This window comes from Acinetobacter sp. WC-323 (assembly GCF_000314615.1).
Taxonomy (GTDB): Bacteria; Pseudomonadota; Gammaproteobacteria; order Pseudomonadales; family Moraxellaceae; genus Acinetobacter; species Acinetobacter courvalinii.
Map to the genome: position 1 here is coordinate 39,225 of NZ_AMZS01000072.1, position 21,800 is coordinate 61,024.

Here is a 21,800-nt window from a genome sequence, read left to right on the forward strand (position 1 = left end):
TCACCGAAAACATTGCGGATGCCGTGCAATGTCCAATCGGTTGCTGCGACCTTGTACCCTATATAACGCTGCTAGTTAAGGATTGGTTGACATAAAAATGAAAAAAAAGTGAAAAAAATTTATAATTATTTCTTAAAGCCAGTCTAATTAGGTTTATCTTTATGATTTCATTGCGTTTGTACTATCTCTGGTTTTTTATTATTTGTTTGGCCTCGACGTTAATTGCTGGTGTGCTGGCCGCGATTTTACCTAATAGCTTAGGTGGGGTACTCACTGCAATTCCTTATCTGATCGCGATTATCTTTGTTTTGTTTAAATTTCTCAAGCAACAGCGCCGTGCACCCACTGCGCAAGAGAAAAAGCGCTTAAGCATTGGCTTTAGTCTGATCTTTTGGGGGTACAATGCATGTGGTCTGTTACTCGGGCTATATATTTTTGCGCGTAAAGATCCTGAAATTTGGCAGAACTTCCTGCTTTATTTAAAACAGCCACAATTTTTACTTGCTGTATTGGGCATGTGGTTGGTGATTGCCTTACCTTTATTTCTCATTACTTACTGGTTTTATGGACCGCAGGCACAAAGAATGGCCACAAAGATGTTTCACTAATTAAAGAAAGTTTACTTGTTATTCACTTTTATTCTGCTAAGACTTAGACATCGATCTGATCAATATCATGCAGGATGAGGGTGTAATGCAGAAACAGACAGTTTTAATCACAGGTGCAAGTGGCTTTATCGGTTCGTATTTGCTGCCTTTCTTGTTAGAGCGAAACTATCAGATCATTGCACTGACCCGCCAGCCCAATCGGGTATCGTCGCATTCAGCACTGCGTTGGGTAAATGATCTTGATCAAATTGAAACACAACACATTGATTATGTGATTAATCTGGCGGGTGAAAATATTGGTGCAAAACGCTGGACGGAACAACGTAAGCAGCAGTTGATACACAGCCGTGTGGCAATGACTGAGCAGCTGTATCAATGGCTGGAACAACGGCAAATTTTTCCGGCATGTATTATTTCCGGTTCTGCGATTGGTTATTACGGGATTGATCCTCAACAGCAATGGAAGCTTGTTTGTGATGAAAATACGCCACCACAGGCGATTTTTATGTCTGAGTTGTGCCAGAGATGGGAGCAAACGGCTTTAAAATTTACCCAGCAAAAGACCAAGATTATTCGTTTAGGCGTGGTTTTCGGGCAGGGCGGAATTTTGCCGCAGATGCTGTTGCCGATCCGGTTAAATGCTGTTGCCAAAATTGCTTCAGGACAGCAACCGGTGGTGTGGATTCATATTCAGGACGTACTGAATGCCATCCTTTTTCTGCTGCAATCGGATCATCGTCAAAAGGTGTATAACCTAGTTGCACCTGATCAGGTCAATCAACAACAGTTTGCTCAAGTGGCTGCCCACATTTTAAAGCGCAAACCTTTTATGACCCTGCCCAAATGTGTGTTTACCTTGCTGTTGGGCGAGCAATCACAACTGATCCTCAATGGACAATATGTGGCTCCCAAGGCTTTGCTGGATCACGGCTTCCAGTTTCAATATCCTGATTTAAATACAGCCTTAACCGAAATTCTAACAAGACATTAAATTCTGTTGTTTTAAGCGCAAGGGTGAATAGGCTTGAGGATCAACAATTGTCTCTTGACCCAACAGCAGTTGGCGTAACAATCGTGCTGAGCCAGAACCCATGCATAAGCCGTTACGGAAATGTCCAAAATTAGCCCAAAGGTTTTCCAGTTCAGGCATCGCACCAATATAGGGAATCCCTTGTGGTGAGCTTGGACGCAATCCAGCCCAACGTTTTACGATCGGGAATTGCGCTAACTCAGGAACCATTTCTAAGCAGGCAGCAAGAATATCCTGTTGGGTCTGTTCGTCTACCAAAGTACTAAAGCCTGTATCTGCCATGCTTGAACCGCACACAATGTGTCCATCTTGACGTGGAATCAGGTACATCACCCGATTCATGCACATGGTCGGTAACCAGTTTTCAGGGGTTTTAAATAACAGCATCTGTCCTTGGACCGGTTGCACAGGAATATGACATTGCAGTTGTTTGGCCCATTGCTGACTCCATGCACCAGAACTGATGACCACCTGATCTGCCATAAATTTTCGGCCATCTTCGGTTTCAATTCCGAGCACTTTGTTGTTCTGAATCATTAATTTTTCAACAGGACAATGTTCAAAAAAACGCACCAATGGATGTTGCTTTAAGTAGCAAATTAATGATTGTAATAAACGTGGATTGCGAACATTGGAGAGTTGCGGGAAGTAGATAGCTTGCTGGAATTGTTGGGAAATATGGGGATTAATCTGTTGGAGTCTGGAGCGATTGAGCAACTCGCATTGCTGCATCGGTTCATGGTATCGGTTGGCATAATTCAAGCCAGTTTCGAAATCTTCCTGATCAAAGATCAGCATGCCAGTATCGTGAATTTGAAAATCAATGCCAGTGACGGGGAGTAACTTTTCATTCCAGGTCTGGTACAGCGATTTTCCGTATTGTGCCAGTTGATTGACTTCAGGCGCATAACGCCACGGATACATCGGGGAGAGAATACCGCCACCTGCCCATGAAGCGGCCAGGCCTGCTTGTTGTTGATCAAAAATGTCGACAGAGCAGCCTTGTTCAGCGAGTTCCAGTGCTGACATTAAGCCGCTAATACCCGCACCAATGATGGCAATATGCATGATAAAGTTAAACCAGTTTAAAGATTTCCCCTCTTTATTAAAGAGGGGCTAGGGGAGATTTATCTCATCTCTTTTAATTTACGTGCTGCATCTTCTGCAAAATAGGTCCAGATCCCATCAGCACCGGCACGACGGCAGCACATTAAGGATTCCAGAATCACGCTGTCAGAGAGCCAGCCGTTCTGAATCGCACCTGCAAGCATGGCATATTCACCACTGACCTGATACAGGAAAGTTGGCACGCCAAAAGTATCTTTGACTTCACGTACCACATCCAGATAAGGCATGCCCGGTTTAACAATGACCATATCTGCACCTTCTTGCAGATCCAGTGCGATTTCATGTAAGGCTTCGGCACGGTTGCCAATATCCATTTGATAATTGTATTTATTGCCGCCTTTCAGGTTGCTGGCAGAACCCACCGCATCGCGGAAAGGACCGTAGAAGCTGGATGCATATTTCGCTGAGTAGGCCATGATGTTGGTATAGATAAAATCGTTTTGTTCGAGTGCTTGGCGAATCGCACCGATACGGCCATCCATCATGTCACTTGGTGCAATCACATCAGCCCCAGCCGCAGCATGACTGAGTGCCTGTTTCACCAGACATTCAACCGTTTCATCATTTAACACATAACCTGTGTCATCAATAATGCCGTCTTGACCGTGTGTGGTATAAGGGTCAAGCGCGCCGTCGGTAATCAGCACCATTTCTGGTAATTCTTTTTTGAGTAGACGACAGGTGGTTTGAACTAAACCATTTTCGTCCCAAGCGGCTTCCGCTGTTAAACTTTTATCTTGTTGTGGCGTCACAGGGAATAAAGCAAGTTTGGAGACACCGAGTTCAAGCAGGGTTTCCGCTTTCTTTAGCAGTAAATCAGCCGATAGACGTTGCACATTCGGCATGCTTGGAATGTCTTGAGTTTGTTGTTGTCCCGGTAATACAAACACTGGATAAATCAAGTGATCTGCCGTTAAATGCGTTTCGCTGACCATGGCACGAAGTTGGTCATTTTTACGGATACGGCGCATGCGAGTCGCAGGAAAAGCGGGACGATTGAACGTATAAGTCATAACAATCTCGATGTTCAGTATTACACTAGGGGAATAATTGAGGGATTCAGCCACGCTTGAGGGAGAGTTCAGCGACATCGCTCAATTACGAACCCCGCTATTGTAGCCCCATATTTTTAGATTTGTGCAAAATAATGGAAAGTTATTCTTTCCATTGAGTGTAGGCCGCGTATGAATGATGTAAAGAAAAACTGGACTGGTAATATTCAGTTAGGTGCCAAGGCAGATCACCAGGTGGTCTTGAAACAGCTATGTAAGGCATTTAATGCCTGTCCATTTTTTAAATATAGTGGCATGGTCATGCGCGTGGTGGATGATCAGATTGAAGCCTATGTGGAAATGCAGCCAGAACTGGTCGGGAACCTGGCATTCCAGATTTTGCATGGCGGTGTGGCAGCCACGATTCTGGACAGTATCGGTGGTGTAGCAGCGATGGAGCAGCTTTATCGCCGTGCCGCACCCGAAGATTTGCCTGATACCATCAAGAAAGTATCCCGTCTGGCCACGGTGGATATGCGGGTCGATTATCTGGCGCCAGGGCGTGGCAAATATTTTATTGCCCGTGCCGAAACCTTACGTCTAGGTCGTAAAGGCTGCACCATGCGCATGACCATGGTCAATGATGAGGACAAGCCGATTGCCACTGCGATTGCATCGTATGCCTATTAACCTGTTCCTGCTTAAATTAGAACGATGTGAAGGCCTCTTATGCCACGCTTGAGAGGCTGATTTCATTTCAGAAGCATTTTATTCTCCATTCCTATTGTTTTATAGCAGGCCTAAGGCCTGCTTTTTTTGTGCTTGAATATTCGCACCGTAAGCTGGGTCAAAATGATTCACAAACTGGATAGAGATCTGGAAAAATTGGATAGAGTCCAGTCATAAATCAGGCTTCAATCAATAAAAGGTTTTTATGGATTGGAGGAGATAAAAATGACGACACGTAATATTGCCGAATGGCAGGACTTTGTGAGTGGCTGTCTGGACTTTCGCCCGAAAGATGGAGTATTCCGTATTGCGCGTGAGATGTTCACTGAAGCTGAACTGTTCGATTTGGAAATGGAGTTTATTTTTGAAAAAGCCTGGATTTATGCCTGCCATGAAAGTGAAATTGCCAATAATCATGATTTCCTAACCGTTCAGATTGGACGCCAACCGTTAATCATTAGTCGTGATGGTCAAGGCCAACTGCATGCCATGATCAATGCCTGTGAGCATCGCGGTGCGACCTTGACGCGCGTTGCCAAAGGCAATCAGTCTACTTTTACCTGTCCCTTCCATGCGTGGTGCTATAAATCAGATGGTCGTCTGGTCAAAGTCAAAGCGCCTGCCGAATATTGTGAAGATTTTGATAAGTCCAGCCGTGGACTCAAGCAGGGGCGAATTGCCAGTTATCGCGGTTTTGTCTTTGTCAGTCTAGATACACAGGCCACGGATAGCCTTGAAGACTTCTTGGGGGATGCCAAAGTCTTTCTGGACTTAATGGTAGAGCAGTCACCGACTGGTGAGTTGGAAGTCCTGCAAGGTAAGTCGGCTTATACCTTTGCAGGAAACTGGAAGCTGCAAAATGAAAATGGACTGGATGGCTATCACGTCAGTACCGTGCACTATAACTATGTCTCCACCGTACAGCATCGCCAACAGGTTAATGCAGCCAAAGGTGATGATCTGGATACCTTGGATTACAGCAAATTAGGCGCAGGTGATAATCAGACTGATGATGGTTGGTTCAGTTTTAAAAACGGTCATAGTGTTTTATTCAGCGACATGCCCAATCCAGCGGTGCGTCCTGGCTATGATACGGTGATGCCGTATCTGCTGGAAAAATATGGTGCCAAGCGTGCGGAATGGGCCATGCATCGTCTCAGAAACCTGAATCTTTATCCAAGTCTATTCTTTATGGACCAGATCAGTTCACAGCTGCGCATTGTCCGTCCAGTGGCATGGAATAAAACTGAAGTGATTAGCCAATGTCTGGCGGTAAAAGGCGAGTCAACCGAAGCACGTCGTAACCGTATTCGCCAGTTTGAGGACTTTTTCAATGTTTCGGGCTTAGGAACGCCAGATGATCTGGTGGAGTTCCGTGAACAGCAAAAAGGTTTCCAGGCGCGTCTGGAACGCTGGAGTGATATTTCTCGTGGTCATCATAACTGGTGTTATGACATGACCCAAAATGCACAGGACTTGGGAATCAAACCCTTGATTACGGGCCGTGAACTGACGCATGAGGGTTTATATGTCAATCAGCATGGTCATTGGCAACGTTTAATGCTGGATGGCTTAAATCGCAAAGCTTTAAAAATGCAGGATATTACCTATCAACTTGATACAGTAACGGAAGAGGTATAAGTCATGACTGCTGAACTACATTTCGCCGTTTCACAATTTCTTTATCAGAAGTCTGAATTATGCGACCGCTATGACTGGGATGCCTATCTGGAACTGTATGATGAAGATAGTGAGTATCACATTCCGCAATGGATTGATGATCATCGTTATGTCGAAGATCCAAATCAGGGCTTGTCTTATATCTATTATGCAGACCGTTCGGGTCTGGAAGATCGTGTATTCCGTATCCGTACCGGAAAAGCGGCCTCAGCGACACCTTTACCCCGTACCCAGCACAGTATTCAAAATGTACAGGTTAAAAGCCTACCAGATGGCTTAGTTGAAGCCAAAGTCGGTTGGAGCACCTTATATAACCGTCAGGGGCTGGAAGGTTGTTTCTATGGCCATGCCACTTATCTGTTAAGACCAACCGCTGAAGGATTCCGTATTCGCCGTCAGCACACGATTTTGCTGAATGACAAAATTGATTCGGTCTTGGATTTTTATCATGTTTAAGGGAGCATCATGATGGGACATTCAGTTGCACTTAATTTTGCCGATGGGAAAACCTTTTTTATTTCAGTACAAGAGAATGAGTTATTGCTGAATGCAGCCATTCGGCAGGGCATCAATTTACCCTTGGATTGCCGTGAAGGCGTGTGCGGAACCTGTCAGGGACAATGTGAAACTGGTATTTATGAACAGGAATATGTGGATGAAGATGCGTTAAGTGAACGTGACTTAGCAGAGCGCAAAATGCTGGCCTGCCAAACGCGGGTCAAATCCAATGCGGCATTCTATTTCGATTACAATTCTGAAATCTGCAACGCTGGCGAAACACAGAAAATTGCGACACAAGTGACTCAGGTTGAACTGGTGTCCGAGACAACCGCGATTTTGCATGTTGATGCCAGTGCATCTGCCAAGCAACTTGAGTTTTTACCCGGCCAATATGCGCGTTTGCAAATTCCCGAGAAGGATGACTGGCGTTCTTATTCTTTTGCCAATCGTCCGAATCACACCAATCAATTGCAGTTTTTAATCCGCTTATTACCGGATGGCGTGATGAGTAATTATTTACGTGATCGTTGCCAAGTCGGTCAAACCATCATGATGGAAGCACCTTTGGGGAGTTTCTATTTACGTGAGGTTGAACGACCGCTGGTGTTTATTGCGGGTGGAACAGGGCTGTCGGCTTTTTTAGGCATGCTGGACAATATTGCGGAACAGGCAAATGTACCCGCCATTCAGCTGTATTACGGCGTCAATCAGGCAACCGACTTGTGTGAACAATCCCGTTTGCAAGGCTATGCGGAACGTTTACCAAATTTCAATTATCAACCTATTGTCACGCAAGCTTCGGAGATTTGGGCAGGCAAAACCGGTTATATCCATGAGCATCTGGATCGGGAGCAACTGGCGGAACAGCCCTTTGACATGTACCTATGTGGCCCGCCACCGATGATCGAGGCTGTTAAAGGCTGGCTGGATGGACAAGCCTTAGACAACTATCGTTTGTATAGCGAAAAGTTTTTACAGAGCAATACGGCTCGCAATTGATCGGCTGCGTTGCCAGACGATTAATGTAAAACAGGGGGAGAGGAAATCCCCCTGGTTAAGATAAATCAGCAGTTTGAAAAATTAAAAATCTCAACGTGAGCATACGTTGAAACATCGACTTTTAAGGGAATAAAAATGAAGACAATTGATGTGAATCATGTGATCAATCGGGAGCGGCTGTCACCCTTGCAATGGCTGGTGTTTGCCTTGGGCTTTCTGGTGTTTTTCTGTGATGGTTTGGATACCGGAATTATCGGTTTTATTGCGCCTGCCTTGCTGGATGACTGGGGTATCAGTAAACCTGAATTGGCGCCAGTGCTGAGCGCGGCACTGGTGGGGATGTCGATTGGTGCAATTATTTCTGGGCCTTTGGCGGATAAATTTGGACGTAAAGGCGTGATTGTATCCACGACTTTATTGTTTTCTATATTTACCATCCTGTGTGGATTTGCTTCTTCTACACAAGACCTGATGATTTATCGCTTCATCACAGGCATTGGATTAGGCGCGGCCATGCCGAATATCAGTACCATTGTTTCAGAATATATGCCTGCAAAACGCAAAGCTTTCCTCACGGGACTGGCTGGTTGTGGCTTTATGCTGGGCATTTCTTGTGGCGGGGTGTTGTCGGCCTATTTACTGGAAAATCTGGGCTGGGCCAAGGTGGTGATTCTGGGCGGGATTATTCCTTTATTTTTAGTGGTCGCTTTAATCTTGAAATTACCAGAATCTGTACCGTATCTGATTAAAAAAGATCAGCAAAATAAAGCCCAAAGCATTCTGGAAAAAGTTCAGGGTCATGCTTTTGCTGATACGGTCGACATCGAATTAGCCCAAGTTGATGTCAATCATAGCGATAGCCCGGTCAGAACCGTACTAACGAAATATCTCTGGGGATCGGTGATGTTGTGGCTATGCTGTTTTATGAGTCTGTTGGTATTCTATTTGCTGACCAGCTGGATGCCGACGATTCTAAAAACAGCAGGTTTTAGTACCCAGCAATTTAGCCTGATCGCTTCCATTTTTCCTTTTGGTGGTGTAATTGGTGCGGTGATCATGGGCTGGTATATGGATAAACTGAATCCAACTCAGGTGATTAAATATGCTTACCTGACAGCATTTGTGCTATTCATTGTTGCAGGCTTTGTTAGCTCCAGTATCGTGTTGCTTGGCATCAGTATTTTCCTGATCGGGGCATTGCTGACAGGAGCACAATCGTCACTACTGCCTTTGGCTGCTTTATTTTATCCATCGCAGTGTCGTGCAGTCGGCGTGTCATGGATGCATGGCCTTGGTCGAGTCGGTGCAATTTTCGGGGCATTTTTCGGTTCGTATATCTTTACCTATGAGATTAGCCTCGGTGGTATTTTCTACCTTTTGGCCTTGCCGACTTTTATTGCCTTTGTCGCGCTGAGCTTGAAAGCGATGCATCAGAACAACAAAGCTAATCCAGTGTTAAGCACCACTTAATGGAAAAAGCCCAGTACGCTGACTGGGCTTTTTATTTAACAATGCTTACTCATGTTTATTTCGGGTTTCACTCGGTTTTTCGCCAAATTCATCTTTATATTCCTGAGCAAAACGGCTGAGGTGATTAAAGCCCCAGTCATAAGCCAGTTTGGAAATGGAAATCTTTTGATGCTTGGCGGCATTACTTAATATTTTATAAATTTGTTGTAGGCGATATTTACGTAGATAGGCCATCGGACTCAGACCATAATGCTGCTGAAACTCAGCATAAAGCTTGGATTTAGAGACACCTGCCAAGCGCTGTAAACTCTCGACATCGAAGGATTCACGTGCATGTTGCACAATAAAATTTTTCACTTTACGGATATAGGCGGGTTCCATCTGATTGCTGCGTTCATGCAGGGCTGCCGAATAATTATTTTCCTGAGACAGGAGCAGGGCTTTAATCACAAAATTTTCATAGTCTTCAGAAAACATCGGTAAGCCGGCAAAATCAGCATAATGTGATTTGAGTTGTAGAAAATTTTCAATATTATGCCACCAGGCTTGCATTAATCCGGTCATGCCGAGCGAGATTTCAGGGTTAAACACCAAGGCCTGTTCAAGCGGTTTATTCAGCAGTTCTGCAAGAACCTGATGCAGACTCTGTTCAGGAATCACCACCTGAAATTTTTGACAATCCTGATGAATGACCAAGTCCTGTAAATCCTGATTGGAAACAATGAGCCCTGTATGGACATCGGATTGGTATTTGGCGCCACCAATACTCAGTGTCTGCTTGCCATGAAAGGGCAGACTGATGCTATAGGCTTTCAGGTGGGAAATATTGATCGCGACATTCGCGCCATAACTGATGGTCCCGATCGCCATTTTCTTATGCGGGAGCCGCATACCCTCATAATGAAAGTCGAGTGTCTCCCGACACAACGTATCCAGACGGTGTTCGCCACAGATCATCGACATTACATTTTGTGCAAAATCGGCTTGATGCGAATGATGGATAAGATCCATATTTTGGCTGAGTGATGTCATCGTCCTTTCACCTAGCGAAGTGCTTATTGTTTTAGCAGCAAGAAAAATGCCATTTTGTTCCATAAATGACGTTATTTACGCTCATTGCCAGCAATCGGGAATTGAGCAGAAACTCTGATCCAGCTTGGTTTATTAGAACAAATTTGGCTCAATACGCAAGCCCGTAGGGAATATATCTTTATGCTTTATAGGTATGTTAAATGCTGTGATCTGCCAGATTGCATGGTTCGCTTCATCAATCAATAAGCAAACTTAAAGTTTTTAATCGTCATTAAAATATCAATTTATAAGAATTGAACGCATCAGTTATTTTTTTTAATCTCGTCATATGATTTTTTGCCGTTAAAATGCGAAATAATTTTTGCGCTTATATTGCACTTTGGTTTTTAACATTCAGTTAAGTTTTCAAAATTAAACTGATCGGCTGATTAAACCAAAAGTTAAAAATCTCTTTAATTTTCAGGAATAACTTATGACTGACGCTCAAGCCAATTCACAGGATGCTGCTTCAGATTCGGCATCAGATGATGCAATGAAAGCAAAACGTAAAAAATTTCTCGGATTTTTCGCGCTCATTCTCATTCTTGCTGCAATTCTGTATGGCATCTGGGCGTTATTCTTTAATCATTCTGTCAGTACCGATAATGCTTATGTGGGCGCTGAAACCGCACAGATTACCTCAATGGTGAGTGGGCAAGTTTCTGAAGTCTTGGTAAAAGATACCCAACAGGTGAAAAAAGGCGATGTGCTGGTGCGCATAGACGAGCGGGATGCCAAGATTCAACTGGCACAGGCACAGGCCGAACTGGCCAAAGCACAACGCCAATATAAGCAGACTCAGGCAAATAGTAGCTCTTTAAATTCTCAGGTCGTGGTGCGTAATGATGAGATCAGCAGCGCACAGGCGCAAGTGACCAAAGCACAAGCGGATTATGATCGTGCGGCATTGGAGCTCAAGCGCCGTAATGAGCTGGCTGCAACAGGTGCGATTTCTAAAGAAGAATTAAGCAAGGCGCAAAGCGCAGTTTCAACGGCTAAAGCCAGTCTGGATCTGGCTCAGGCCGGTTTGGCACAGGCTACCTCTAGCCGTAAAGCAGCTGAAAGTACTTTCGCTGCCAATGAGGCCTTGATTCAGGGGGTAAATGAAGCCTCAACACCTGATGTGCTCGTGGCAAAAGCCCATGTGGAGCAGGCTGCGCTGGATCTGGAACGTACCGTGATCCGTGCACCTGTGGATGGGGTAATCGCGCGTCGCAATATTCAGATTGGGCAACGTGTCGCACCCGGCACCGTGATGATGTCTGTGGTGCCTTTATCGGCACTCTATGTCGATGCCAACTTTAAAGAAAGCCAGCTGGCGAAAGTGAGAGAAGGCCAGAAGGTCACACTACGTTCCGATCTGTATGGCGATGATGTGGTCTATCACGGGACGGTGCAAGGTTTCTCGGGTGGAACCGGCGCCGCATTTGCCTTGATTCCAGCGCAAAATGCGACAGGCAACTGGATTAAAGTGGTACAGCGCTTACCGGTACGTATTACTCTTGATCCCAAAGAGCTTGCACAACATCCATTGCGCGTCGGGCTGTCGATGCAAGCGGATATTGATCTCGCATCGAAGTAATCAGCCATGAAAACGCAAACTCCTTTTGCAGAACTCAGTGGCGGGCGCTTACTACTCGCAGCTTTTGTGATCGCCCTTTCAAATTTTATGGTGGTCCTGGATACCACTATTGCCAACGTGTCTGTCCCCCATATTACTGGCAACCTTGCGGTTTCCAGTTCCCAAGGGACCTGGGTCATTACCTCTTATGCGGTTGCCGAAGCGATTTGCGTGCCCTTAACCGGATGGCTTGCAGGGCGGTTTGGGACAGTCCGTGTGTTTATATTCGGGCTGATTGGTTTTACCATTTTTTCATTCCTGTGTGGCTTAGCCACCTCGCTGGAAATGCTGGTGTTTTTCCGTATTGGGCAAGGTCTCTGCGGTGGCCCGTTAATGCCGCTCAGTCAAACCCTGCTCATGCGAATTTTCCCACCCGAAAAACATGCACAGGCGATGGGTCTTTGGGCCATGACCACCGTGATTGGACCCATTCTCGGGCCGATCCTCGGGGGCTTGATCAGTGATAATCTGTCTTGGCACTGGATTTTCTTTATCAATATTCCGGTTGGTATTGTCTGTGCCTTAGCCGCCGTGCGCTTATTATCTGTAGCTGAAACCAAAACCGAAAAATTGCGGATTGATGCGATTGGCCTAGGTTTGTTGGTGCTATGGATTGGTGCACTGCAATTAATGCTGGACCTCGGACATGAGCGCGACTGGTTTAACAATACCAGTATCATTATTCTGGCGTTGGTGGCCGTTGTTGGCTTTATCGTGTTTATGATTTGGGAGTTGACGGAAAAGCATCCTGTGGTCAATCTGTATGTGTTCCGGCATCGGGGTTTTGCAGTTTCGGTACTGGCACTGGCCTTTGGTTTCGGTTCCTTCTTTGGCAGTATTGTATTGATTCCCCAGTGGTTGCAGATCAATCTCGGCTATACCGCCACATGGGCGGGTTATCTCACTGCCACGATGGGCTTTGGCAGTCTGACCATGTCACCGATTGTAGCGAAGCTGTCGACCAAATTTGATCCACGGGCATTGGCAAGCTTTGGGCTGGCCTTGCTCGGCGTTGTTACTCTGATGCGGGCATTCTGGGTCACTGACGCTGACTTTATGGCTCTAGCGTGGCCACAAATCCTGCAAGGTTTTGCCGTGCCATTCTTCTTTATTCCGTTGTCGAATATTGCAATGGGCTCGGTATTGCCCCAAGAAATGGCATCTGCCGCAGGCCTGATGAATTTCCTTCGAACCATGGCTGGTGCGATTGGCGCGTCAATTGCAGTCACCATTTGGGATGATCATGCCAAAGTGGCACGCAGTGAAATGGTCAATAATCTGCATCCGCAAGAAGTACAAAACAGTTTACTGCAGAATGGATTTTCTCCCGATGCAACGCTGGGCGTGATTGCCAATCTGGTGGATAAAGAAGCGATTACCATGTCAGCCAATCATGTATTTATGCTACTGGCAATTGTATTTGTCTTTGCCAGTGCCCTGATCTGGATGAGCCCAAAGCCAAAAGGCAATAGCGGTGGCATGCCGACCCACTAGAAACTCTGAACCAAGCAAGCATCTCTCAGGAGATGCTTTTTTTATGTATAAAAATAGTGTCTTAAGCCAGAATTGATAGATTTTGCCTGTTTTTATTCAGGCAAGGCATGCCAGAATTCAGCTGCAAATGATGAAAAGACATAATCAAAACAGGGAGGAGCATTGCTGGCAGAGGAACGTCAGCGCCAAATCATTCAATATTATTAAAATTGTATTTTGAGCAAAGATTAAAAGTTTTATCCCTGAGAACAAAGTTGCCCGCATGAAAATTGCATGGATTGGCATACACATATAGTGGAGTTATCACGTGAATCATCGATATTCATTTTGGTTGAGCAGCGTATTGGCTGTTGGTTTATTACAAGGATGTGGGAATGATTCCTCATCAGATCAATCAGGCACAGATCCAAATACAGGCCATCCTTCAACCCCCAACCTGATCGTTGATCAGGACCCAAGTAGCTGTAGCAAACGGGCAGAAGATGGCTCAAGTGTGGTGGTCGGTTCGGATCAGAATGGTGATCCCGCAGCGCCTGAAGGCGCCTCAGGCTATCGGTTAAATAATACGGTGAAATATGCCGATAAATATATGGTGGTGGCGAACACGCCATTGGCCGTAAAGGCGGGCTGTGACGTCTTGAAAGCGGGCGGCAGTGCTGTGGATGCTGCGGTTGCAGTACAGGCGGTATTGGGCTTGGTAGAACCGCAATCCAGTACCATTGCAGGCAGTGGTTTCATGATGTACTACGATGCAGAAAGCAAAACGGTCACTGCCTATGACGGACGGGAAACCGCACCTGCTGCTGCCAATGAATATTATCTGGTTCGACAGGATCTGCATGATCCGGCATCACCCGCACCGGTACCGAGTGCCCGTCGCAGTGGCCGTTCGATTGGTGTCCCTGGGGTCATGCGCTTGCTGGAACAGGCACAACAAGAGCATGGCAAACTGAAATGGGATCGGCTTTTTGATCAGGCCATTGATCTTGCCGATCATGGCTTCCGTATTCCTGGGCGTCTGGCGGATGCAATTGCCAGCAATGCAGACCATCTGGCACTGGATGCCAATGCAGTCGCAACCTATTTCTATCCAGATGGTAGCCCTCGAAAAGTGGGTGAGACCATGACCAATAAAGCTTATGCCAAAACTCTGGAAGCACTTGCAAGCCAAGGGGCAAAGGCCATGTATAGTGGGCCGATGGCGAAAAATATTGTGGCTAAAGCGGGCCAAATGGTCGGGGATGATGCAGCTCGGACACCCATCACGCCAAGTTTGATGACCTTACAGGATTTAGCGGATTATAAAGTCAAAAAACGCACGCCAATCTGTACCACTTATCGTGATCGCTACTATGTGTGTACCATGCCACCGCCATCATCAGGTGGGATTGCAGTTGCACAAACGCTGGGCATTTTAGAAAATTTCGAGATGAGTAAATATCCGCCTAAAAACCCAGAGAATGAGGGCGGAATTCCGGATGTCATGGGCGTGCATCTGGTCACAGAAGCTGAGCGATTGGCCTATGCAGACCGTGATAAATATGTGGCAGACACTGATTTTGTAGCTTTACCAGCCAAGGGTATCGCCAGTTTGATTGATAAAAATTACCTGAAACAGCGTGCCGGATTGATCAATCCAGATCAAAGCATGGGCGTAGCCCCAGCAGGTCAATTTAACTCAAATGCAGGGATAGATAAGACCGTTGAACATGGCACCACTCAATTTACCATTGTCGATGCTTATGGCAATGTGGTGTCGATGACCTCCACTGTTGAATCGAGTATGGGTTCATTCCATATGGTGGATGGTTTCCTGTTATCCAACCAGTTAACGGACTTTAGTGCCAATCCGGTCGATCAGACGGGTGCATTACTGGCGAATCGGGTGGAAGGTGGTAAGCGTCCACGCAGCACCATGGCACCCACCTTGGTCTTTAAAGGCTCAGCACCGGGTGATTTTTATATGGCAACTGGTTCACCGGGTGGCGGCACCATCATTCAATATGTGGTAAAAACGCTGGTGGGGGCATTGGACTGGAACCTGAATGCCCAACAAGCCGCTTCTTTGATGAATTTTGGTGCGACCAACAGCCCAAATACCAATATTGACAGTTCAAATAGCCAGTTATCCTTACTTGAACTGATTGATGCTTTGAAAGCAAAAGGACATGGTATTTCCAATACTGCTCAAACCAGCGGTATTGCCACAATAATGAAAGTGAAGATTGATAAGCAAAGCAAATATGCAGGTGGTGTCGATCCACGCCGTGAGGGCATTGTATTAGGTAATGGTGCACTATAGGCCAAATTCAAAAAAGCTGTCCCTGTGGCAGCTTTTTGATTTGTAGCTTGAAAAATGTCGTGCAGTCGCCATATACAGCAATAAGCGTATATTTTGCTGATTGGTTAGAAATTAAGATTTAAATTCTAACGATCTATGTTATGATTGCGCTGTACTTTGGGGATGTTTCTGGCTTCGACGCTGGTGATGAAACTCATAGATGCATGCCGAGAGCGCATTTTCTCTCGTAAATAAAATTTGCATTTTAATAGTCGCAAACGACGAATCATACGCTCTAGCTGCCTAAGGGCAGCTTGTCCGCTTCACTGAATACTTGTGGTCAGTGAACCCGACTGAAGCGCACGCACACAAGTCCGTATAGTGTTGAGCCTCGGGACACTATACCAAATCTAGAGGATCGCGCTGAGTACCCTGTTCGTCGGGTCGCTTAGCGTTAAAACAATAGACGATATCTAAGCATGTAGTATTCTCGAGCGTAATGCTGGCGGACGCGGGTTCAACTCCCGCCATCTCCACCAAAATATTATTCGGGATTGTTTGATCCGATATAAAAAAGCCTTTAAGTTCAATACTTAAAGGCTTTTTTATTTGCCTGTTCGTCCGATATTATCCGACTTGATTTGACCTAATTTTTGCCTTCTATGGGTAATTATTGGGAAAATTTACCCAATTATTTGAGTCTCGATAAAGGGTAGATACAGATGAAGCTTACCGATACAGAATGCAGAAAAGCACAGCCAAAAGAAAAACGATATCGCCTTTCAGACGAGAATGGGCTATCACTTCTTGTGACGCCATCCGGGCAAAAATACTGGAACATACGCTTTACTGTTCTTGGCGAGCGGAAGTCAGAGTCGCTTGGTCCATATCCTGATATAAGTTTAAAGAAAGCAAGGGAGCTTGCACTTGAACTGAAATACAAATATTCCAAGTCGGTGTTGCGTGAGGACATTAAGCCATTCTTTAAAGAGGTGGCTGAAGACTGGTTTGAGAACCAAAGAGAGACTTGGTCATCCAAACATATCAGTAATGTGCGAGCATCTTTAGATGAGCTTTATATTGCTCTGGCTAATAAACGTATTAATCATATTCAAGCACCAGATATATTGCTGATAATCAAAAAGATCGAAGCTAGAGGCTCATTAGAGGTGGCTAAGCGCACTTTGTCACGTTGTGGTATGGTTATGAAATATGCTATAGCTCATGGCTATAGATACGATAATCCAGCAAGTGATTTGGTCTATGCGCTCAAGAATAAAAAAGTAAAGAACTTAGCTTCATTATCAGAAAGCGAAATGCCTGAATTCCTTAGACGTATCAAAACCTATCCAGCAGATGCTCAAACCCATCATGCAATTATTCTGATCATGCTTACTGGCGTTCGAGTCAGTGAATTATTGCAATCGCGTTGGGATGAATTTGATCTAGATGAGCGTAAGTGGGACATCCCAGCTGAGCGTATGAAGAACGGTTTACCCCATCGTGTACCCTTAACAGACATGATGATCGATGAGCTTCAAGGATTGCGTCTGACACATAATCAGGATCTGTTATTTCCACATCGATTAAATAACAAGCAAGCTATGCGCAGCGAGTCAATATTGTCTGTAATTAAACGTTCAGGCTATGCAGGACGAATGACTACACATGGATTTAGATCTTTATTTAGTACCGTGGTGAATGAATCTAATTTATTCAATCCTGATGCGATTGAACGTCAGCTTGCACATGTACCTCAAAATCGTATTCGCTCTGCTTACAACCGCGCACAGTATTGGGACGAGCGTGTAAAAATTATGGAATGGTATGAAGGGCGAATAAGAGAATGGTTATCCAAGCTCTTCTAAAAGTATCAAAGTTATACTTCAGTGATCAAAAGTTGGTCTCACTCCCTTGTGGAAGACAATTCTAAATAGAGTTTATTAACTAGTCATAATTAAAACCCATCATTAGCTCTAATGATGGGTTTTTTTTGTATTAATTTAAGTTTATTACTGTATTTTTTTATAAATCAATAGGTGATTATTTTGTTTATGTTATGTGGTAATTATAATAAAATTATATTTATGTTCTTATTAAAACAGATAGTTATAGGTAATTAAAGTGCATAAATCAAAAAGGTTTCTCAATGATTCTAGAGCAAGACTTCAAGCTATTACTGAAGAAATAAGACCAGGCATAGCAGTTGGGAGTGGGGCAACCTATAACTTGCAACAAGAAGAAATAGATCAAACAGCAGTGGAATCACTTGACCTAAAAGAGGGAGTTAAAATAGATAAAAAACGAATTTCTTTTAAAAAGAAAGAAGTCATTAGGGGGTGTGACGTAAGTGGTACTTCTCCGGCGAGACCATCACCGATACCTCCTTGTTCAATTCAAGATCTTATTACCTATGCCTTGGATAATAATGAGAATATTTGGAAGTATGATAAGCATGAGAAGAAATTAGAAAAACTAGTCAACCTGTATTTTAAAGAATACGGATTTGATGAAAATCTAAGAGTTTTTATAGTCAAATTTTTTATCTTTATGGATAGTATTATTGAAGGGAAAACTGAAAAAGCTATATGGATTAAGAATATGGATCCTAAAGCATTTGTCTCTAAAGAAAGTCTTACCTTGATAGGTCAAAGATACTTTACCCTATTAAATGAATATTATGAGTGCAACATACCTAAAAAAATGCATGTTTTAGATTCGAGTGATCTTTATAACTTTTTGAAAGTTTTTGAGGTAGTTGAAGATGGTACTATATTTTGGAAATTAGGGGTTTTTACCAACCAAAATGCTTTATTTTTAAACAATAGGCTGTTGGATTTTAAAAAAGATTTAATTGCTCATAAAGCTAAGTTCAAGAAAAATTTCAATAATATTAATTATATAAATGAAAAAATATTTCAGAAAATCTTTATTAAAGATCGCTTGATTCTTAGGTTTGAGTTCAAGTCGGCTGATATGGAGCAAGATGTTCGGTTACTTTCTAGAACTTTTGCCAATCTAATGAAAAGGCTGAAAGGCGAGTATCGTCTATCTGAAGATATCAATTACATCAAATTTATTAATGAAAAAAATTCTACAAAGTATCTAGATGTACTTTTTTTTATTGAAATTAATGAAAAGTTTAATTCTGTTAAGGAGGTCATAGAAAGTATTCAGGATCATTGGGTGAGATCAATTTACAATATCTTAAATAAAAGCAAATCAGAGGAAAAAATATACAGTGAAAGAATTGAAATTGACGCAAAAATTAAAAACTTGATGAGGAACGAAAGCTTATTTGATACTGAAGATTTATATGTCGGGTCAAAAGATAAGGCAAAGATAAAAGCCGTTATAGATATTTTAATCCCATATTTTATCAGTTTAGCTATATTTCTTCCTGTTGAAAGCTCTTTGTCGAAGACAAGACAATTGACGCTAGTTGGCTTTGGAACCAAATATTAAAAAATGTTTCAATGTTTAAACTACTTTATAACAATGGGGCTTACTTTAGCTTCATTCTTAGCATGAAAACTATCAAGGCTTAGGTAGTTTTAGAGAATAGAGTAATTGTTTTTCTGAATTTTTAGACAAAAATAATCACAACGCTTAGTTGGTCTCTTATATTATTAAGATATCCTAATCTATTGATTCGTAAGCTGCTATCTATAAAATCAATTCTTCTCACTTGATATTTACATCTAAGATTTCATTTATAGGCAATTCTATACCTGAGGTCTTAGATTGCCCATGTAAGCACAATCCTTTTAAAAAAACTCAACAGACTGATGTGATGGTGGAAAGTACTTTTACAGGAGACACCATGACACACATCGCTGAAACTCAGAACTACTCTGAAACACAAATCTTATTCGCTATCGAAAACTTCATAATAGATGTTTTTACAACAGGCATTAAGCAACCCCAGTTACCTATCTTCAAAGAGCTACTTGAGCAGTTTGAACCTATCTATAATATTGATTATTACTATTATGATCATATTTCTGTTTTCATTAGCTTAAAGCTGATTATTGATCAAATGCGTTACGATCCAAATAACGAACATCTCGATAATTATGAGTTTGTATTAGGGCTGGATGATCAAGATCTTAATTTCTTAGAAATCACAGCTAATAGTATGAGAGCAAAAGTTCAACAGGATTTACATCAGTTCGATTTGCAAGAGGAGAACAATACAAAAAGTCTTGTAGATTATGTAGAAGCACTCTTCAATCATTACTCAAAGCTACTTATTGTTCGAGTTGATCTTGGTTATACCAAAGATGCTAAGAGCAATATAGACATTGAACGCTTTTATCGTCATTTTGAAGTCATGCGTAACAGGCTATCCAATAAAGATACCTTTTTTGAGCATCTTCAAGGTTATTCTTGGGCTATAGAACAAGGTAAGGAAAAGGGCTATCACGTCCATTTATTGCTGATCTATGATGGCGCTAAAGTCCAGAATGGTTCTTACTATGCTCAACGGACTGGTGAGAAATGGCAAGAAATAACTAAGGATGAAGGAAGTTATTTTAATCTTAATTGTAATGAGTATAAGAATAAACTGAGGCAAGCAGGTTGTGAAATTGGTTTAGGAATGGTTTCAAGAAACAATGAAGGGGATTGGGATTTACTTTTAGCCGTAATTAGCTATCTGACGTTAGTACGTGAAGACAAAATCATGCAGCGACTAAGGGTAAAAGTCGAAAAGAATATGCAGACTTTTGGTAAAGGGCAATTCCTCACCAAGAAGAGAAGAGGCATAGATCGTAGCTAAACCAACCTACTTCAACTTATACATTATGACTTAAAAAAGCCATTTTGACTGAGAAGTAAATTACTCAAGATGGCTTTTACTTTATTGAAGGTTCTATATCTTAAAGTAGATTTAAGTTTTAAGCACAATATTTTAGCAAATGGTTGATGTTAATTGATTCTGTTGAATATTCCTTATCATGGAGCCTGTAAATTATTTTGTGTAAGTTCCATTTTTTATAAATGATCTTTTAATCGATCATCGAACTGAATCGTAAACCAATTCATTGCTAAACGCCAATTTTGAATTGGCATCGTCCATTTCTTCGCAGCATTTGATGTTGCTAAGTAAATGACCTTCTTTACTGAGTCATCAGATGAAAAGATTTTCCTTTTCTTCGTTGAATGGCGTATTACGCTATTCAACGACTCAATCGCATTTGTTGTATAAATAGCATGACGTATTTCGGCTGGATAGCTAAAGATCGTTCGGATATTTTCCCAATTGGCCCGCCAGGATTCTCCAATTTTGGGATACTGGTGATTCCATTGATCACAGAAGATGTCTAGGGACTTTAAAGCATTTTCCTCTGTACTTGCCTGATAAATCGCTTTCAGACCCGACGTAACAGCCTTGTAGTCTTTCCAGCTTACAAATCTCAGGCTATTGCGTACAACATGCACAATACACAGTTGAATATCAGTATGAGGGTAAACAGAGGCTATCGCGTCAGGAAAGCCTTTTAATCCATCTACACAGGCAACAAGAATGTCCTGTACTCCTCGATTTTTTAGCTCTGTCATGACTGACAGCCAGAATTTGGCACCTTCTGTCTGAGCAATCCACATACCCAGTAATTCTTTTTGCCCATCCATATTGATGCCTAAAGCAAGGTATACGGACTTGTTAATCACATTGGAGTGCTGACGGACTTTGACAACAATACAGTCAAGATAGACAACAGGATAAAGGCTATCTAAGGCTCTATTTTGCCACTCAGTCACTTGCTCAATCACAGCATCGGTAACTTTGCTGATGAGAGATGCTGACACATCGGCATCGTACATTTCTTTGAAGAAGGCTACAATTTCCCTATTAGTCATTCCTTTTGCATACAGTGAGAGGATTTGGTCATCCATACTGGTGATGCGTGTTTGGTGCTTTTTGATAATTTGTGGCTCAAATGAACCTTCTCGATCACGGGGAATATCTAAAGCCAGTTGTCCATCTTGAGTTGTAATGGTTTTAGAACTAAACCCATTACGGCTATTTGAGCCTTTCTTGGGCTGATGCTTTTCATAACCGAGATGGTCTGAAAGTTCAGTATTGAGTGCAGTTTCAATCATGAATTTTTTAAAGACTGCTGTCATTTGGTTTAAGTCTTCTGGTGTTTTTAGACCTTTAGCCAATTCGGCAGCCATACTTTTGATTGTTGCT

Annotated in this window: 17 protein-coding genes and 1 other RNA gene; 14 read left to right on the forward strand and 4 right to left on the reverse strand. The window is 43.0% G+C overall.

The window, feature by feature from the left end; all coding sequences use genetic code 11:
* The first annotated feature begins 161 nt into the window (after positions 1-161).
* Positions 162-608, forward strand: a complete 447-nt coding sequence (locus tag ACINWC323_RS00465) for an ABZJ_00895 family protein (RefSeq protein ID WP_009516173.1) — start codon at positions 162-164, stop codon at positions 606-608.
* A gap of 85 nt (positions 609-693) precedes the next feature.
* Positions 694-1,599 carry a TIGR01777 family oxidoreductase gene (locus ACINWC323_RS00460; RefSeq protein ID WP_009516194.1) on the forward strand — a complete coding sequence of 302 codons (906 nt, stop codon included), beginning with the start codon at positions 694-696 and terminating at the stop codon, positions 1,597-1,599.
* Here ACINWC323_RS00460 and thiO read toward each other — a convergent pair.
* Both thiO and hemB read right to left on the reverse strand, forming a co-directional pair.
* On the reverse strand, positions 1,585-2,706 hold the full coding sequence (gene thiO, locus ACINWC323_RS00455) for a glycine oxidase ThiO (RefSeq protein ID WP_009516158.1): 1,122 nt from the start codon (positions 2,704-2,706) through the stop codon (positions 1,585-1,587). The two genes, ACINWC323_RS00460 and thiO, sit on opposite strands and share 15 nt — an antisense overlap.
* A 59-nt stretch (positions 2,707-2,765) precedes the next feature.
* Entirely contained in the window at positions 2,766-3,779 is a 1,014-nt protein-coding gene (gene hemB / locus ACINWC323_RS00450) for a porphobilinogen synthase (protein ID WP_005229100.1), read from the reverse strand.
* Between the two features lie 171 nt (positions 3,780-3,950).
* On the opposite strand from hemB, the gene ACINWC323_RS00445 reads away from it, so the two are divergent.
* From ACINWC323_RS00445 to ACINWC323_RS00425, 5 genes are all read left to right on the forward strand, one after another.
* Positions 3,951-4,448, forward strand: a complete 498-nt coding sequence (locus ACINWC323_RS00445; protein ID WP_005229102.1) for a thioesterase family protein — start codon at positions 3,951-3,953, stop codon at positions 4,446-4,448.
* A gap of 264 nt (positions 4,449-4,712) precedes the next feature.
* Positions 4,713-6,128, forward strand: coding sequence for an anthranilate 1,2-dioxygenase large subunit (gene antA / locus ACINWC323_RS00440; protein ID WP_009516143.1), 1,416 nt, complete (start codon positions 4,713-4,715; stop codon positions 6,126-6,128).
* 3 nt (positions 6,129-6,131) lie between these two features.
* Positions 6,132-6,623 (forward strand): anthranilate 1,2-dioxygenase small subunit, encoded by a 492-nt coding sequence (antB, locus tag ACINWC323_RS00435; RefSeq protein WP_005284050.1) that lies wholly within the window; start codon positions 6,132-6,134, stop codon positions 6,621-6,623.
* Positions 6,624-6,629: 6 nt separating this feature from the next.
* On the forward strand, positions 6,630-7,667 hold the full coding sequence (gene antC / locus ACINWC323_RS00430) for an anthranilate 1,2-dioxygenase electron transfer component AntC (protein WP_171062234.1): 1,038 nt from the start codon (positions 6,630-6,632) through the stop codon (positions 7,665-7,667).
* A 135-nt stretch (positions 7,668-7,802) separates the two neighbouring features.
* The gene (locus tag ACINWC323_RS00425) at positions 7,803-9,137 is read left to right on the forward strand and encodes an MFS transporter (protein WP_009516156.1); all 1,335 of its coding nucleotides are present in this window, start codon (positions 7,803-7,805) and stop codon (positions 9,135-9,137) included.
* A gap of 45 nt (positions 9,138-9,182) precedes the next feature.
* On the opposite strand, the gene ACINWC323_RS00420 is transcribed toward ACINWC323_RS00425, so the two are convergent.
* A complete protein-coding gene (locus ACINWC323_RS00420) occupies positions 9,183-10,169 on the reverse strand; it encodes an AraC family transcriptional regulator (RefSeq protein WP_009516160.1) in 987 nt (328 codons plus the stop codon).
* A gap of 472 nt (positions 10,170-10,641) precedes the next feature.
* Between ACINWC323_RS00420 and ACINWC323_RS00415 the strand changes: the two genes are divergently transcribed.
* The 7 genes from ACINWC323_RS00415 (at position 10,642) to ACINWC323_RS00390 (ending at position 20,384) form a co-directional block, all read left to right on the forward strand.
* The gene (locus ACINWC323_RS00415) at positions 10,642-11,790 is read left to right on the forward strand and encodes an HlyD family secretion protein (protein WP_009516145.1); all 1,149 of its coding nucleotides are present in this window, start codon (positions 10,642-10,644) and stop codon (positions 11,788-11,790) included.
* 6 nt (positions 11,791-11,796) lie between these two features.
* On the forward strand, positions 11,797-13,323 hold the full coding sequence (locus tag ACINWC323_RS00410; RefSeq protein WP_009516171.1) for a DHA2 family efflux MFS transporter permease subunit: 1,527 nt from the start codon (positions 11,797-11,799) through the stop codon (positions 13,321-13,323).
* Positions 13,324-13,630: 307 nt separating this feature from the next.
* Positions 13,631-15,625 (forward strand): gamma-glutamyltransferase, encoded by a 1,995-nt coding sequence (ggt, locus tag ACINWC323_RS00405; protein WP_009516187.1) that lies wholly within the window; start codon positions 13,631-13,633, stop codon positions 15,623-15,625.
* Between the two features lie 158 nt (positions 15,626-15,783).
* Positions 15,784-16,143, forward strand: a transfer-messenger RNA (tmRNA) gene (ssrA, locus tag ACINWC323_RS19965).
* A 183-nt stretch (positions 16,144-16,326) separates the two neighbouring features.
* Positions 16,327-17,472, forward strand: coding sequence for a tyrosine-type recombinase/integrase (locus tag ACINWC323_RS00400; RefSeq protein ID WP_009516125.1), 1,146 nt, complete (start codon positions 16,327-16,329; stop codon positions 17,470-17,472).
* Between the two features lie 256 nt (positions 17,473-17,728).
* The gene (locus ACINWC323_RS00395; protein WP_009516212.1) at positions 17,729-19,069 is read left to right on the forward strand and encodes a hypothetical protein; all 1,341 of its coding nucleotides are present in this window, start codon (positions 17,729-17,731) and stop codon (positions 19,067-19,069) included.
* Between the two features lie 358 nt (positions 19,070-19,427).
* Positions 19,428-20,384 carry a YagK/YfjJ domain-containing protein gene (locus ACINWC323_RS00390; protein ID WP_009516210.1) on the forward strand — a complete coding sequence of 319 codons (957 nt, stop codon included), beginning with the start codon at positions 19,428-19,430 and terminating at the stop codon, positions 20,382-20,384.
* A gap of 215 nt (positions 20,385-20,599) precedes the next feature.
* Here the strand turns inward: ACINWC323_RS00390 and ACINWC323_RS00385 are convergent, their stop codons facing one another.
* On the reverse strand, positions 20,600-21,793 hold the full coding sequence (locus ACINWC323_RS00385) for an IS256-like element ISAba26 family transposase (RefSeq protein ID WP_221408631.1): 1,194 nt from the start codon (positions 21,791-21,793) through the stop codon (positions 20,600-20,602).
* Between the last annotated feature and the right edge of the window lie 7 nt (positions 21,794-21,800).

Excerpts from the sequence above, each read along its gene's own strand:
- ACINWC323_RS00415 (WP_009516145.1), top strand. The coding sequence starts at position 10,642 with ATGACTGACGCTCAAGCCAATTCACAGGATGCTGCTTCAGATTCGGCA.
- thiO (WP_009516158.1), bottom strand. The coding sequence starts at position 2,706 with ATGCATATTGCCATCATTGGTGCGGGTATTAGCGGCTTAATGTCAGCA.
- ACINWC323_RS00445 (WP_005229102.1), top strand. The coding sequence starts at position 3,951 with ATGAATGATGTAAAGAAAAACTGGACTGGTAATATTCAGTTAGGTGCC.
- antB (WP_005284050.1), top strand. The coding sequence starts at position 6,132 with ATGACTGCTGAACTACATTTCGCCGTTTCACAATTTCTTTATCAGAAG.
- ACINWC323_RS00425 (WP_009516156.1), top strand. The coding sequence starts at position 7,803 with ATGAAGACAATTGATGTGAATCATGTGATCAATCGGGAGCGGCTGTCA.
- ACINWC323_RS00460 (WP_009516194.1), top strand. The coding sequence starts at position 694 with ATGCAGAAACAGACAGTTTTAATCACAGGTGCAAGTGGCTTTATCGGT.
- ACINWC323_RS00400 (WP_009516125.1), top strand. The coding sequence starts at position 16,327 with ATGAAGCTTACCGATACAGAATGCAGAAAAGCACAGCCAAAAGAAAAA.
- ACINWC323_RS00420 (WP_009516160.1), bottom strand. The coding sequence starts at position 10,169 with ATGACATCACTCAGCCAAAATATGGATCTTATCCATCATTCGCATCAA.
- antA (WP_009516143.1), top strand. The coding sequence starts at position 4,713 with ATGACGACACGTAATATTGCCGAATGGCAGGACTTTGTGAGTGGCTGT.
- ACINWC323_RS00390 (WP_009516210.1), top strand. The coding sequence starts at position 19,428 with ATGACACACATCGCTGAAACTCAGAACTACTCTGAAACACAAATCTTA.
- hemB (WP_005229100.1), bottom strand. The coding sequence starts at position 3,779 with ATGACTTATACGTTCAATCGTCCCGCTTTTCCTGCGACTCGCATGCGC.
- ACINWC323_RS00410 (WP_009516171.1), top strand. The coding sequence starts at position 11,797 with ATGAAAACGCAAACTCCTTTTGCAGAACTCAGTGGCGGGCGCTTACTA.
- ACINWC323_RS00465 (WP_009516173.1), top strand. The coding sequence starts at position 162 with ATGATTTCATTGCGTTTGTACTATCTCTGGTTTTTTATTATTTGTTTG.